Annotated in this window: 12 protein-coding genes and 1 pseudogene; 5 read left to right on the forward strand and 8 right to left on the reverse strand. The window is 72.8% G+C overall.

Annotated features, from left to right (window positions below; translation table 11 throughout):
* Positions 1-2: 2 nt before the first annotated feature.
* Positions 3-2,229 (reverse strand): annotated as a pseudogene (locus ACPPVX_RS10870) (molybdopterin-dependent oxidoreductase).
* Positions 2,230-2,358: 129 nt separating this feature from the next.
* Between ACPPVX_RS10870 and ACPPVX_RS10875 the strand changes: the two are divergent.
* Complete coding sequence (locus tag ACPPVX_RS10875) at positions 2,359-3,318, forward strand: DUF4214 domain-containing protein (protein WP_426574912.1); 960 nt, start codon at positions 2,359-2,361, stop codon at positions 3,316-3,318.
* Positions 3,315-3,587, forward strand: coding sequence for a hypothetical protein (locus ACPPVX_RS10880; protein ID WP_426574913.1), 273 nt, complete (start codon positions 3,315-3,317; stop codon positions 3,585-3,587). Before ACPPVX_RS10875 ends, ACPPVX_RS10880 begins: the two co-directional genes overlap by 4 nt.
* On the opposite strand, the gene ACPPVX_RS10885 is transcribed toward ACPPVX_RS10880, so the two are convergent.
* Entirely contained in the window at positions 3,588-4,112 is a 525-nt protein-coding gene (locus tag ACPPVX_RS10885) for a VOC family protein (RefSeq protein WP_426574915.1), read from the reverse strand.
* Between the two features lie 154 nt (positions 4,113-4,266).
* Here ACPPVX_RS10885 and ACPPVX_RS10890 point away from each other — a divergent pair, with 154 nt between their 5' ends.
* Positions 4,267-5,292, forward strand: coding sequence for a ferritin-like domain-containing protein (locus ACPPVX_RS10890; RefSeq protein WP_426574916.1), 1,026 nt, complete (start codon positions 4,267-4,269; stop codon positions 5,290-5,292).
* A 49-nt stretch (positions 5,293-5,341) separates the two neighbouring features.
* Here the strand turns inward: ACPPVX_RS10890 and ACPPVX_RS10895 are convergent, their stop codons facing one another.
* A complete protein-coding gene (locus ACPPVX_RS10895) occupies positions 5,342-5,587 on the reverse strand; it encodes a hypothetical protein (protein ID WP_426574917.1) in 246 nt (81 codons plus the stop codon).
* A gap of 348 nt (positions 5,588-5,935) precedes the next feature.
* Between ACPPVX_RS10895 and ACPPVX_RS10900 the strand changes: the two genes are divergently transcribed.
* Entirely contained in the window at positions 5,936-6,235 is a 300-nt protein-coding gene (locus ACPPVX_RS10900) for a hypothetical protein (protein ID WP_426574918.1), read from the forward strand.
* A gap of 11 nt (positions 6,236-6,246) precedes the next feature.
* On the opposite strand, the gene ACPPVX_RS10905 is transcribed toward ACPPVX_RS10900, so the two are convergent.
* From ACPPVX_RS10905 to ACPPVX_RS10925, 5 genes are all read right to left on the reverse strand, one after another.
* On the reverse strand, positions 6,247-7,038 hold the full coding sequence (locus tag ACPPVX_RS10905; RefSeq protein ID WP_426574919.1) for a GDSL-type esterase/lipase family protein: 792 nt from the start codon (positions 7,036-7,038) through the stop codon (positions 6,247-6,249).
* Positions 7,039-7,108: 70 nt separating this feature from the next.
* Positions 7,109-9,784, reverse strand: a complete 2,676-nt coding sequence (locus ACPPVX_RS10910; RefSeq protein WP_426574921.1) for an NB-ARC domain-containing protein — start codon at positions 9,782-9,784, stop codon at positions 7,109-7,111.
* On the reverse strand, positions 9,781-10,104 hold the full coding sequence (locus ACPPVX_RS10915) for a hypothetical protein (protein ID WP_426574922.1): 324 nt from the start codon (positions 10,102-10,104) through the stop codon (positions 9,781-9,783). Before ACPPVX_RS10915 ends, ACPPVX_RS10910 begins: the two co-directional genes overlap by 4 nt.
* 237 nt (positions 10,105-10,341) lie before the next feature.
* Positions 10,342-10,683, reverse strand: a complete 342-nt coding sequence (locus tag ACPPVX_RS10920; RefSeq protein ID WP_426574923.1) for a helix-turn-helix domain-containing protein — start codon at positions 10,681-10,683, stop codon at positions 10,342-10,344.
* Positions 10,626-11,108 (reverse strand): hypothetical protein, encoded by a 483-nt coding sequence (locus tag ACPPVX_RS10925; protein ID WP_426575076.1) that lies wholly within the window; start codon positions 11,106-11,108, stop codon positions 10,626-10,628. The genes ACPPVX_RS10920 and ACPPVX_RS10925 overlap by 58 nt, the downstream gene beginning before the upstream one ends.
* Positions 11,109-11,413: 305 nt before the next feature.
* Here ACPPVX_RS10925 and ACPPVX_RS10930 point away from each other — a divergent pair, with 305 nt between their 5' ends.
* Entirely contained in the window at positions 11,414-12,883 is a 1,470-nt protein-coding gene (locus tag ACPPVX_RS10930; RefSeq protein WP_426575077.1) for a hypothetical protein, read from the forward strand.
* The last annotated feature ends 211 nt before the right edge of the window (positions 12,884-13,094 follow it).

The following is a 13,094-nucleotide window of genomic DNA, read 5'->3' on the forward strand; positions in this document are numbered from 1 at the left end:
GATCAGGTCACAACGCCACCGCTGGGGTGGGTGGGTGACCCGAACGACGGGTCGACGGCCACCAGGTCGACGGGGACGCCGTTGACGGCGGCGTTGCCGGAGGGCACGTCCACCAGGTGGCCGGGGACCAAGACGTTGGTGTTGGGACCGGGGCGCTGGTCGGCCACGGCGGAGCGGGTGCCGGGGCGGCCGTGGCCGAAGCCGTGCGGGAGGCTCACCACGCCGGGGCAGATCTCGTCGCTCACCTCGACCGTGGCGAGCACCGAGCCCGCTTCGCTCGTCACCCGGGCCTGATCGCCGGTGGCCAGGCCGTGTGCCGTGGCGTCGTCGGGGTGCACCAGCAGCGTGGAGCGGTCGTGGCCGCGCATGAGGCCGGGCAGGTTGTGCATCCAGGAGTTGTTCGAGCGCACGTGGCGGCGGCCGATCAGCACCAGCGGCGGGCGCGGTGCCGCCATCCGGTCGCGGAGCCGCGGCAGGTCGTCGAGGAACACGTCGTGGGCCAGCTCGATGTCGCCCGACGCGGTGCGCAGGATCTCGTCGAGCTCCGAGTGGGCGGGTCCGAAGTCGATGCCGTGGGGGTGGTCCTGGAGCCGGTCGAGGGTCAGGCCATCGGGCCGCTCGCCGTAGGCGTCGCCCCACGGGCTCATCCGCAGCGTCAGGTCGACGAGGCGGTCGGGGCCGCGGCGGTCCTGACGGTCGACCGTCGCCGGGTCGACGCCGTGGCGCCCGGCGCGAGCGTCGAACCACAGGTCGTCGAGCGCGTCGACATCGACGTCGGCCGTGGGCGTGCCGCCGATGATGGCGCCGAGCCGCAGCAGCACCTCCCACTCCTCGGGCCGGTCCCCCGCATCGAAGATCGCCGGCGACCAGCGGGCCACGCTGCGCAGCGTGTACGTCCAGATCTCCTCGTCGCAGTGCGGCTGCTCGAGCGGCGAGAGCCCCGGGAGGATCACGTGCGTGTGGCGGGTGGTCTCGTTGAGGTAGTTGTCGATGCTGATCATGGCGTCGAGCAGCGGGAGGGCGGCGTCGAGCCGGCCGGCATCGGGGGCCGACAGCGCGGGGTTGCCGGCGATGGTGATGAGCGCCTTGATCTGGCCGTCGCCGGGCGTGTCGATCTCCTCGGCCAGACACGACAGCGGCGCCTGCCCCATTACCTCGGGGCGGCGCACCCGAGTGCGCCAGCGGCCGGTGGTGATGGGGCCGCGCCGGCGCGCCGTGGACGACAGCGAGGCGATGGCCGGCTTGGGGAACGGTCCCCGCCCTCGGTGTCGAAGTGGCCGGTGAGCACGTTCACCACCGACACCAGCCAGGTGGCGAGCGTGCCGAACTCCTGGTTGCACAGGCCGATGCGCCCGTAGACCACGGCCCTGGGCGTGGCCGCCAGGTCGTGGGCCAGCCCGCGGATGCGCTCGGCGTCGATGCCGCACCACGCCGCCACGTCATCGGGCGAGAACCCGCGGGGCGACGAGCACCTCGTCGACCCCGCACGCCGTTGACCGCGCCCAGGCGGACCAGACCCTCGTCGTCGAGCACGTGGACCACGGCCAGCAGCAGCGCGGCATCGGTGCCCGGGATGATGGGCAGCCACTCGTCGGCGTGCTCCTCGGTGCCGGTGCGGCGCGGGTCGATCACGATCGTGCGGCCGCAGCGCTCGCCGATGCGGTCGACCTCGCCGATCAGGTCGGGGAAGGCGAGCAGCGAGCCGTTCGACGCATGCGGGTTGGCGCCCATGATCACGAGCAGGTCGGTGTTGGCCACGTCGGGGATCGGGAACTTCCACATGCCGCCGAACAGCTGGGCGCACACCAGGTTCTTGGGCCACTGGTCGACGGTCCCCGCCGACCACAGCACCTCGATGCCGCCGAGGCCCGGCACCGCGCCCGAGTACCGGCTGAGCGAGTAGCTGTGCACGTTGGGGTTGCCGAGGTAGGCGGTCACCGCTGCGATGCCGTGGGCGGCGATGACCGGCTGGAGCAGCTCCTCGCACCGGGTGAACGCCTCGTCCCAGCTGACCTCGCGCCACTCGTCGCCGTCGTGGACCATCGGCACGCGGAGGCGGTCGGGGTCGTGGTGCAGCTGGCCGATCGACGCCCCCTTCGGGCAGAGGAAGCCCTTGCTCCACACGTCGTCGCGATCGCTGGGCACCCGCGTCACCTGGAGGCCTTCGGTCTCGATCTCCAGCCCGCACATGGCCTCGCACAGCGGGCAGGTGCGCAGGTGGGTGGCCATCGTGGTCAACGTACGTGCCATCTCGGCCGCCTGCCCGGTGGCCGGAGCCTCACATCGCCCGACCCTCTGCCGACCAGGTCAGGAACGAAATCGGACACGGCGACGGTCGTGCGCAGGGGGGCAGGGCGGATGGGGCGGAACGTGCGGGTGCTGGTGATGGCCACGATGGTGGTGGTCGGCGCGATCGGCGTCACGGTCGGGCGCCACGAGCCCCGCGCCGAGGCCCTCGCCGCTTACTACGACCCCGCCACCAGCCAGGGATCGATCTACCGGCTGTACCGCGCCTACATGCTGCGCGAGCCCGACCAGGCCGGCTTCACCTACTGGCGCAGCGCCAACCTCCGGGGAACCACCCTGGCCAAGATCTCCGAGTCGTTCGCCCGCTCGAGCGAGTTCACCAACCGGTACGGGAAGCTCACGAACGGCGCCTTCATCGACCGGGTCTACGCCAACGTCCTGGGCCGGCCGCCCGACGGCACCGGCCGCACCTACTGGCTCGGCCGGCTCGACAAGGGCCTGGCCCGTGGCACCGTGATGCTGTCGTTCTCGGACTCGTCGGAGTACAAGCGTGCCACCGCCCTCGGGGTGCCGCCGGGCTTCCGGGTGGGGACGAACGCCCAGGCGATGCTCGCCGCGCTCACCGGGGGCCCCGAGCCGGTCCGCACCGGTTACGACCGGAGCCTGTTCAAGCACTGGGACGACGAGGACGGCGACGGGTGCGACACCCGCTGCGAGGTGCTGCAGGCCGAGAAGGCCAAGAGCGGCATGTGGTTCTCGCTCTGGGACGGCTCCAGCACGAACGACGTGTCCCAGCTCGAGATCGATCACGTCGTCGCCCTGGCCGAGGCGTGGGACTCGGGGGCCGACGGGTGGACCGCGACCAGCGCGACCGCTTCGCCGACTGGGCCGACAACCTCGTGGCCGTGTCGTCGGCATCGAACCAATCGAAGAGCGATCGCGACGCCGGCGAGTGGGCCCCGTCGTGGGCGGCGTCGAACTGCGCGTTCGCGGAGCTCACCGTCAACACCAAGTTCCACTGGGGCCTGTCGGTCGACGAAGCCGAGCGCTCGGCCCTCGCCACCAGGTTGACGAACTGCACGGCCACCAGCTCCAACCCGCCGACGACCACCACCACCCGGCCGCCCACCACCACGACCACGGCCCCCGCCGGGTGCAGCACCAAGACCGTCTACAAGGCCAAGAACGGCGCGTGCGTGGCCAGCTACGTCGATGGGACCGGCGACGTCGACTGCGGTCAGCTCCCGTCCGCCATGAAGCCGGTCAGCGTCCTGAACCCCGGCAACGATCCCTACCAGCTCGACAGCGACGGCGACGGCGTGGGGTGCGAGTCGGGCTGATCAGTCAGGGCGGTCGAAGCGGGCGGCGAGGGCGTCGGCCGTGGAGGGGGCCATGAGCGAGGGTCGGGGACGTTCTCCATGAGCTCGATCCGTGTCCCATCCGGATCGGTCAGGTAGAGCAGCTTCGTGGGCGCCGCATCGCCGCCGGGATCGCCGAGGACCGAGAGCGTGTGCTCGTGGACCTCGCCACCCGGCGCGCACGGCATCGGAGAGCTCGTCGACGTCCTCGACCCGGAACGACAGGTGGGTGAACCCGAGCTGGGTCATCGGCTTGCGGTCGCCCGAGCCGGTCATCGGGACATCGATCCACTGCAGCAGCTCGAGGCGCACGTCGTCGCGCAGCAGCATCGTCGAGCGGAACCCGCCCTCCTGCTCCATGGTGGTGGCCACCTCGTTGCCGACGAAGTCGACCGTGTACAGCTGCGAGAACCCGAGCACGTCGACGTAGAACCGCGCCGACTGATCCAGGTCGGACACGCAGATGCCGATGTGCGAGAAGCCTTGGAGCGCCACGGTGGGTTCCATTCGGTTCGGGGGTGGTCGCCGCAGTCTGGCGCCTCTCGCGACGCGGCGCCCCGGACTTCGCGCCCTGTGGGGTCTCGGAACTCCGTGCAGGTCAGGTCGGTTACGTTGCGGACCTCGCCACCCCACTGCCCCTCCACCCCGAGATGAGGAACGGATGCCCGAGGTCCCTTCCATCCACGATCTGGACGACCTCCGCGAGCACCTCCAGTGGGCGATCGACCTCGAGCTGTCGACGCTGCCGCCGTACCTGTGCGCGCTCTACACGCTCGACCCCGAGCGCAACCCCGAGGCCGCCGCGGTCCTGCGCAGCGTCGCCGTCGAGGAGATGCTCCACGCCACGCTGGTCGCCAACCTGCTGAACATGGTCGGCGGCCGCCCCCACCTCGATGGCTCGACGCTCCGGCGCGACTACCCGCAGCCGCTGCCGCACAGCAACGGCACGCTGCAGGTGTCCCTGCTCCCGTTCGGCCACGAGGCCATCGAGCTGTTCCTGTCGATCGAGCGCCCGGCCTCCGCCGAGGCCGAGCCCCAGACCGATGGCTACGCCACGATCGGGCAGTTCTACGCCGCGATCATGGAGGGCCTCCTCACCCTGTGCCACGAGCTCGGCGAGGCGGCCGTGTTCTGCGGCGACCCCGCCCGACAGGTGATCCAGACCGACTTCCACGGCGGCGCCGGGCACCTGGCGGCCATCGACAGCCTGGCCACGGCGCTCGAGGCCCTCGACGAGATCGTGGAGGAGGGCGAGGGCATGGCCCACCACGAGGTGTGGGACGGCGACCGCGACATCGTCCACCCCGACCGCAACGAGGTGGCCCACCACTACCGCTTCCTGGAGCTGAAGCTCGGCCGCCGCTTCCAGCCCGGCGACACGCCGCTGTCGGGCCCCACCGGCGAGGCGGTCGCGGTCGACTGGGACGGCGTGATCCCGATGCGGACCAACCCGCGCTCGACCGACCACCCCGCCGGGAGCCCCGCCCGGATCGCCCAGCTGGCGTTCGACGCCGGCTACGCCAAGGTGCTCAACCTGCTGCACCAGACGTTCGACGGCGATCCGCCCTCGCTCGACGCCGCGGTCGGCGCCATGTACCGGCTCTCGCCCCTGGCGGTGAACCTGCTGTCGGCCCCCACCGACGACGGACTCCCCGCGGGCCCGAGCTTCGCCACCGTCTCCGACTGACCCTGGGACTGCGCTCCGAGGCACCCGGGAGCTCCGCTCCTGTCCCTGCTCAGCCGGCCTGTCGCAGCTGGTGGTGCTGCCACCGCGTGCGCCAGTGGAGGCCCAGCGGCACGACCAGCGCGAGGACCGCGATGCCGGCCAGGCCGAGGAGCTGGTTCCGGCGAGGTGCTGTCGACGGCGTCGATCCATCGTCCGCCCGTGCCACGATCAACTCCGACCAGCTGCCGGTCGGCGACTCGACCAGGACCTCGTTCGTCGAACCGAGGCCGGTGGCGCCGGCGAAGTCCAACGGCACCCCGCCCGGCCGTCGGCATCGGCGACGGTGTGGTGCCACGCCGCCTTGTAGCCCCGGTAGCAGACCGTGCTGCCGGCCTTCGCGTCGCTGATGTCGAGCTTGTGGCCGATCGGCGCCGATCGTGGCACCTGCGCATCGAGCTGAGCACCGGTGCAACGGGTCTGCTCGGGGAACGGATACGGGCCGAGCGGTGGCCCGAACTCACCGGTGTCTGGAATCGGTGGCATGTCCGGCGGGCCGTCGGAGGGAACACCCGCCCCAGGCGGGAGGCCAGCTCCAGGGGGAAGACCGGCTCCAGGCGGGAGGCCGGCTCCGGGAGGGAGATCTGGGGGTCCGTCCGGTGTGGACGTGCTCGCACCAGACGGCGGATCGGTGGGCGATCGTGGTGGAGCCGTCGGCCGGTGCACCGAGGCGCTGGCGGATCGCCGGAACGATCACCTTGGCCAGCATCTGGTGCCCGAGCTCGTTCGGGTGGAAGGTTCCGTGCCCCAGGTTGCTCAACCGCTTGACGGAGAGCTCGACCCGGCTGCCCTTCGTCCGGCCGAGCGCCACGAAGTTCACGGCCGTGTCGGCCAGCCGCTCGGTCTCGCAGAGGCGCCGGCCATCCAGCGCATGCTCGACATCGATCACCTCGACACCGACCTGTGACGCCACGAACTTCACCAACGTGTTGAGGCGAGGGATGAACGGGTCGCGAGGAACCCGAGCTCAGGAGCAGCGATGCGGATCTTCCAGCAGTCCTTCGGCCCGAGCGGGTTCGGGTAGTCGACGACGAAGACGGGGGCACCGCCGGCCTCCGCCTTCACCGCCTGGAGCGTGCGCAGGATGTCGGGGTAGGCCCGTGTGTCCAAGCGCTTCATCCAGAAGGACGCGGAGCGTCGGCAGTCCGGGGTCGTCGGGATGGCACAGCCCTTGCCGAGATCGCCGAAGCCGGCGTCGTTGCCACCGACGTCGACCAGCACGAACGTGGGGTGCTTCCCCTGGAGGGCGTCGATCTGGGGCGTGCCGCCCAGGATCGATGCGGGGCTGTCGGGGTACTGGCCATCGGCCTTCGAGCCGTCGTCCTTCGTTCCCACGATGTCCCTGGCGCGAGCGCCGGAGCAGGCGGCGAACGTCAACGACGCATGGAGCTGCTGGGCGGCGAGGTACGGGAACGCATCCGAGCTCCGATGGCACTTGTTCGAGCCCTCGTCGTCGGTGCCGGGGAAGTAGGCCGACGCCCCCTCGCCGGACATGTACGAGTCGCCGATCGCCACCATCGACGTGGCGCTGCCGGGGTTGGGATCGAGCGGGGCGCGATCGGGGTCGTGGGTGACCCCGATGGCGGCCACGGCGAGCGCGAGCAGGCCCACCGCCACGCCTCCCGCGAGCCGCTCCCATCGGAGGCTCCACAGCCCGACGTAGATCGACACTGCTCCGCCCACCAGGAGCACGACCGCCAACACCCACATCCGCGAACCCCGCATCGTCCGCCCGGCCCGACCGAACCGGCTGCCTTCGACGTGACGGTACCAGTGGCGGTCAAGCCCGATCGGTGCCGGACCAGGAGCGAGCGGCCCGAGCTACCGGGGGCCGGCGAGCGCACCGGCGAGCTCGGCTCCGCTCGTCCCGGAGGCGACCTCCACCAGGGCCTCGCGGATGCAGGCCTCCACCTCCTCGAGCACCTCGGGGCTGCTGCCCGCCGCCATCCGCCGGGCGTGCTCGACGAAGTCCATCATCGACAGGTGCGGCACGGCGGGCGCGGCCGACGCCGCCTCGAGCGCCCGCTGCGCCACGGGGTGGCCGACCCGGTCGAGCAGCGCCCCGGCGTAGGCGAGCGGGATCAGGTCGACGAACGACCGGCGGCACCTGAAGGCGTCGAGCTGTTCGAGCAGGCCCTTGGCCGCGATGCTCGGATCCAGCCCGGCGAGCAGCCGGAAGGCGCTGCCCGGCAGGGTCAGCCGGGTCAGAGCCGGCACCTCGTCGAGGTCGGCCATGGCGAGGCGCACCAGCTCGATGCACCGATCGGGTGCCGACCCGGCCAGGCCCCAGGCGGCGCCCAGGCGAGCGGAGGCACGGGCAGCGCCACGTCGGAGCGCTCGGCGCACGCCAGCCCCCGTCGATCAGCCCGTGGGGATCGGTCGTCGCGCCGGTGAGGCTGAAGTGGTCGAGCACCGCGATCCACAGGAGCAGGTCCCGCATCGTCGGTTCGAGGCGGGGATCGTCGGCACCGGCGAGGCACGCGGCGACAGCACCGTCGAAGTCGCCGTTCCAGATGCGGGCCAGCCACTGCATCAAGCAGCCCAGGCCGGTCGGCGACCGCTCCTCGATCTCGGCCATCTCGTCGGCCCACTCCTGGAGCTGGGCCGGGCTGCTCGTGCCGGCCGCCGACACCATCAGGGCGCAGAGGGTCGCCCGCCGCTGGTCGCGGTCGGTGCGGCACAGGTCGACCGCCAGGCGGACGCACGGGGCGAGGTCGTGGCGGCCCAGCAGGAAGAACACGGTGGCCGGTCCGCACAGGCGAGCCGCCAGGTCACCCCGCCCGGCACGGATGGCGGCACGCAGCGCGTCGCGCCAGTTGTCGGCCTCCCGCTCGAGGCGGATGGCAGCCTGCTCGGTGACCAGGGTCCCGGCGGCGGCGAAGGGCACATCGGTGATCGAGGCCATCCACTCGGCGAGGGCCAGCTGGGCCACGGTCCGCTCACCCGCCACGTCGAGCCGGTCGAGGACGAAGCCGCGAATCGTCTCGAGCATCCGGTAGCGGACGCCCTTCTGGTCGGGCTCGGCCACGAGCATGCTCTTGTCGACGAGGGAGGCCAGGTGCTCGGTGGCATCGGCGGCGCCGATGCCCAGGCGCTCGGCGACGTCGATCACGGCATCGAGCTCGGCACCGTTGGGGAACACCGCGAGGTGGCCGAGCAGCGCCTGCTCCTCCCGCCCGAGGAGGTCGTACGACCAGGCCATGGTGGCGGCCATCGTGGCGTGGCGGTCGACCTTCCCGCGCCGGCGCCGAGCCGACGACGGCGAGCGGTGGGCCAGCCCGTCGACGATCGCAGGGAGCCCGAGGGTGACGGCGCGCGCCACGGTCAGCTCGATCGCGAGCGGCAGCCCGTCCAGGCGCCGCACGATCTCGAAGGCCAGGTCGTCGTCGATCGCGTCGGGCTCCATCCCGGCGGCTTCCGCCCGCGACCGGAACAGGCTGCAGGCGGTCGTGGCGGGCAGCGGCGCCACCCGCACGACGTGCTCGCCGTCGATGCCGAGCGGCTCGCGGCTGGTGACGACGACCCGGAGGCGAGGGCAGCGGTCGGTGAGCTCGCTGATCACCTCGGCGGCCCCGTCGATGACGTGCTCGCAGTTGTCGATGACCAGGAGCACGTCGTGGCCTTCGAGCATGGCGACGGTGGTGTCGATGGGATCGCTGGTCGAGCCGATGCCCACCGCGGCCACGATGGCGCAGCCCACCTCGGCCCACGGCGCGCCGACGCTCACGTTCGCCAGCTCCACGAGCCGGGCGTCCGCGAACGACGACAGCTCCTGGGCGGCCTGCAGCGCCAGGCGGGTCTTGCCGACCCCGCCGGGCCCGCTCAGCGTGATGATCCGGACCCGGCGGACCAGGTCGGTCAGGCGCGCCACCTCGCGGTCGCGTCCGATCAGCGGTGTGCACGAGCGCGGCAGGTCGGGCGCCATCGTGCCCACGCCGTGCACCGGCGCGAAGCGCTCCTCCAGGGCCGGGTCGAGCACCTGCCAGAGGCGCTCGGGATCCCGCAGGCCGCGCAGGCGGTGCGTCCCCAGGTCGGCCAGCTCGACGGGGTCGGGGCCGCTGCGGACGAGCGAGGCGCAGAGGTCCGACAGCAGGATCTGGCCGCCGTGGCCCACCGACATGATGCAAGCGGCACGGTTCACCGGGCGGCCGCGGTGGTCGTGGCCCACCTGCTCGGCCTCGCCCGTGTGGAGGCCCATGCGAGCCCGGAGACCCGACGTCGGCAGCTCGCCCTGGGCCGAGATGGCGGCGTGGACCGCAGCATCGGCCGAGGAGAACGCGGCAGCGATGCCGTCGCCCATGGACGCGAAGACGACGCCGCCGAACATGGCCACCGTCTCCTGCAGGATCGTGAGGTGGCGGTGCAGGCGCCCGGACATGTCCGAGGAGCGCTCCCACTCGGCGGTGGACGACTCGATGTCGGTGAACAGGAAGGTGGTGGTGCCCGGGGAGATCACGGGTATCGGCCCAAGGAGGTCGCGTGCCCCGCTCGGGGCAGCCCGAACGGGTCCAGCCCGATCGAGCACGCGATCTCACCGAACAGCTCGATCGCCAGGTCCCACATGTGCCCGGCCGCCATGGTGAGGGGGCCGCACCGCTCCTCCAGGGCTTCGAGCAGGGCCTCGCGCTCGGCCGCCAGCTCCTCCATGGTCAGCGGGAACCGCATCGAGATGAGGTGGATCGCGGCGGGCACGAACACGGTCGGGTGGTCGAGCACGGGAGACAGCGACGACACCGCCTCCACGATCCACTCGGCCCGCTCGGTGCGGAACGACACCGAGCCCGGGAGCCGGTCGCCGATCGACTGGAGGAGGAGCTCGCGTCGTTCACCGCCTGCTTCCAGGTGCGGTTGACCTGGTCGATCTCGTCGGGGCTCATGGTCTTCTCCACCTGTCGGTCTGCATGCCTCCACGATGCGGGCCGACGGCGGTGGCCGCATCGGTATCGTGTACCGATCGCCGCCGGGGCCGGTACGCAACGGCGGACGTGCAGGTCGCAGCGGCCGCCGATGGATCTACCTGGGCTCGCCCATGGCCGGGTCGAGGGCGGCGTGCAGCTGGTCGCGGCCGGTGACGCCGAGCTTGCGGTACACGCTGCTGAGGTGGGAGTCGATCGTGCGCTTCGACAGGTAGAGGCGCTCGGCGATCTCCCGGCTGGCCATGCCGCCCGCGGCGAGCAGGGCAACCTCGCGTCGTGGTCGGAGAGGGGCTCGAGGGCGTCGCCCGCTGGAGACCGGGCGTGCGGGCACCACCGGCCGCGTCGACGAGCTGCACCGCCTGACGCACCGTGGCCGACGCCTCACGGTGCGCACCCGCCCGCCGGTGCAGGTCGGCCAGCTCCATCGACGCCTCGGCACCGAGCACGTAGCAGGGCAGGGCCACGAACCGCTCGACCGCGCCGGCGTCGCGCGGTGTCGCCGGTCACCGCCGCCCGGGCGTGGGCCGCCGGCCCGCGGATGTAGGGCCCCTGGACCAACTGCTCCAGCTCGCCCAGGCGCCCGACCGCAGCCTCCGGATCGCCGAAGCGGACCAGGTCGTGCACGACACCGCACTCGAAGTTCCACAGGTGCTCGGCGGACGCCTCCGCCACCTGGGCGATGAGGCGCCGGGCCAGCCCCAGGTCGCCGTGGCAGGCGAGGAGCCAGGCGCACGCCCGCTCCCGGGTGGACCACGAGGTGGCCAGCGGGCTCGTCCGGGCATCGGCGTACTCCAGCGCGGCCGCGGCCGACGCGCCATCGCCCAGCAGGAGGTGCCCCTGCGCGATCCCGACCAGCGCCCACACCAGGGCCGCCTCCTGGCCCCGTCGGCCGCCAGGTCGGCCGCCGCCGTGAAGTGGGCGACCGCGTCCCGGCCACGCCCCGAGTCCCGGTCGATCTCCCCGAGCACCACCTCGAACCACACGATCGCGGCACCGCCCGAGCGTGCTGGGCACCGGGCACCGCCGCCTCGATCAGCGTCCACGCCTCGGGGTAGCGCCCGCTGTACGCCAGGGCGTGGGCCTCGTTCAGCACGTGCGCCGCCATGCCGCGCCGGCGCTGCCAGGCGGGGAGCAGCGCCTGGGTGCGGGCGCCCTCCCGGGAGATCGCGATGGCCTCCGAGAAGCGGCCCAGGCTGACGCACCCGATGCTCTCGGCCACGGCCAGGTCCACCCGCACCCGGGGATCGGCCACCGGCCCGACCGTGGCCACGATCTCGAGCGCCTCCTCGGCACGCCCGTTGTTGGCCAGCAGCAGCGCCCGCTGGGCGCGGACGGTCATGGCGGCCACGGGATCGTCGAGCAGGGGCTCGGCGTCGCTGAGGGCGGGAGCGGCCATTGAGGTCGCCCGACCAGAACCGGGCGTTGGCCAGGCGGCGGGCCAGCAGCGACCGGCTCGACTGCGGCAGCGAGGGGTCGTCCCAGACGGACGCCACGATCTGCTCGAGCTCCTCGGCGTCGCCGTCGAGGACCGCCGCCTCGATCGCGATGAGCGCGGCGTCGTGGCTGCGCCCGCCCTCGCTGGCGGCGCGGGCGAAGCGCCGGGCCAGGTCGGTGTCGCGACCGAGCACAGCCAGGCGGCCAGCGTTGACCAGGAGGTCCGGCTCGACCGAGCCCCCCGCCTCCAGGCGCCAGCGCGCCAGCTGCGTGAGGTCGTCGCAGCGGCGCGCCCCGCGCTGCTCGTACAGGTCGGCGAGCGTGCGCTGCAGCTGGCGGGTGCGCAGCACCGTCAGCTGCTGGCGGAGGATCTCGCCGTAGATCGGGTGCGACAGCCCGACGCGGGTGCGCCGCCCGTCGGTGGTGACGCGGAGCAGCCCGCGCCGGTTCAGCGCCATGGCCACATCGAGCCCGGCCAGCGCCTCCACGTCGACCAGCCCGACGGACCCGGCCACCGCCAGGGCCTCGAGCGCCTCCAGCTCGGCCCGATCGAGCTCGGCGAGGTGGGCGCCGATCAGCTCGTCGAGCCCCGCCGACCGGGGCAGGCCGTGCAGGCGCCACACCCCGCCCTCGCGGACCAGGGTGGCCTGCTCCTGCGAGCGCAGCACGAGCTCGCGCAGCACCTGCAGGTTCCCGCCCGACACCTCGGCGAGCCGGCCGACCGCATCGGTGTCGACCGGGCCGTCGAGCACCCGGTGGAGCAGGGTGCCGACCTCATCGACCGACAGCTCCGGGATGGTCTCGATCGTCAGGTGGCCCTCCTTGAGCAGGGACACGATGAAGTCGGGCAGCGGCGACCCGGCCCGGACGGTGGCCACGAGGAAGATCCGCCGCTCGATCGTGAGCGGCAGCAGCAGCGCGAGCGACGTGGCATCGAGGTGGTCGAAGTCGTCCACCAGCAGCAGGAGGCGCTGCCCGTCGGGGCGGTCGGCCAGGTGGGTGCGGGCCCGGTGGAACAGGGCCGGCCGATCGTCCTCGCCCGTGCCCATGTCGTCGCCGAGGTCCGACGGCAGCAGGTGGGCGAGCGCACCGAGCGGGATCTGCTCGGTGGCCGGGTGCCCCACCCCGCGCCGTCGGCCGGGCGGCCGCGGCCAGCAGCAGCTCCTCGCCGAGCCGGGTCTTGCCCACGCCCGCGGCCCCGGTGAGGACCACGCCGCCCGCCGTGCCCTCGGTGTAGGCGCGGCCGATCCGGTCAAACAGCGCGCTGCGTCCGGTCAGCGGCCAGGAGGGAGCCATTGCGGACATCCTTCCAGCGAGCGCCCCCGCTGTCGCCCTGCTTTGGGTGACGGCAACGTCGGCGACGGGCTCCGGGACCAGGCCCGCAGCCAGGTGACGCGCAACTGAAACGCCAGGAGC

The sequence above is a fragment of the Aquihabitans sp. McL0605 genome (assembly GCF_049993875.1).
GTDB lineage: Bacteria > Actinomycetota > Acidimicrobiia > Acidimicrobiales > Iamiaceae > Aquihabitans.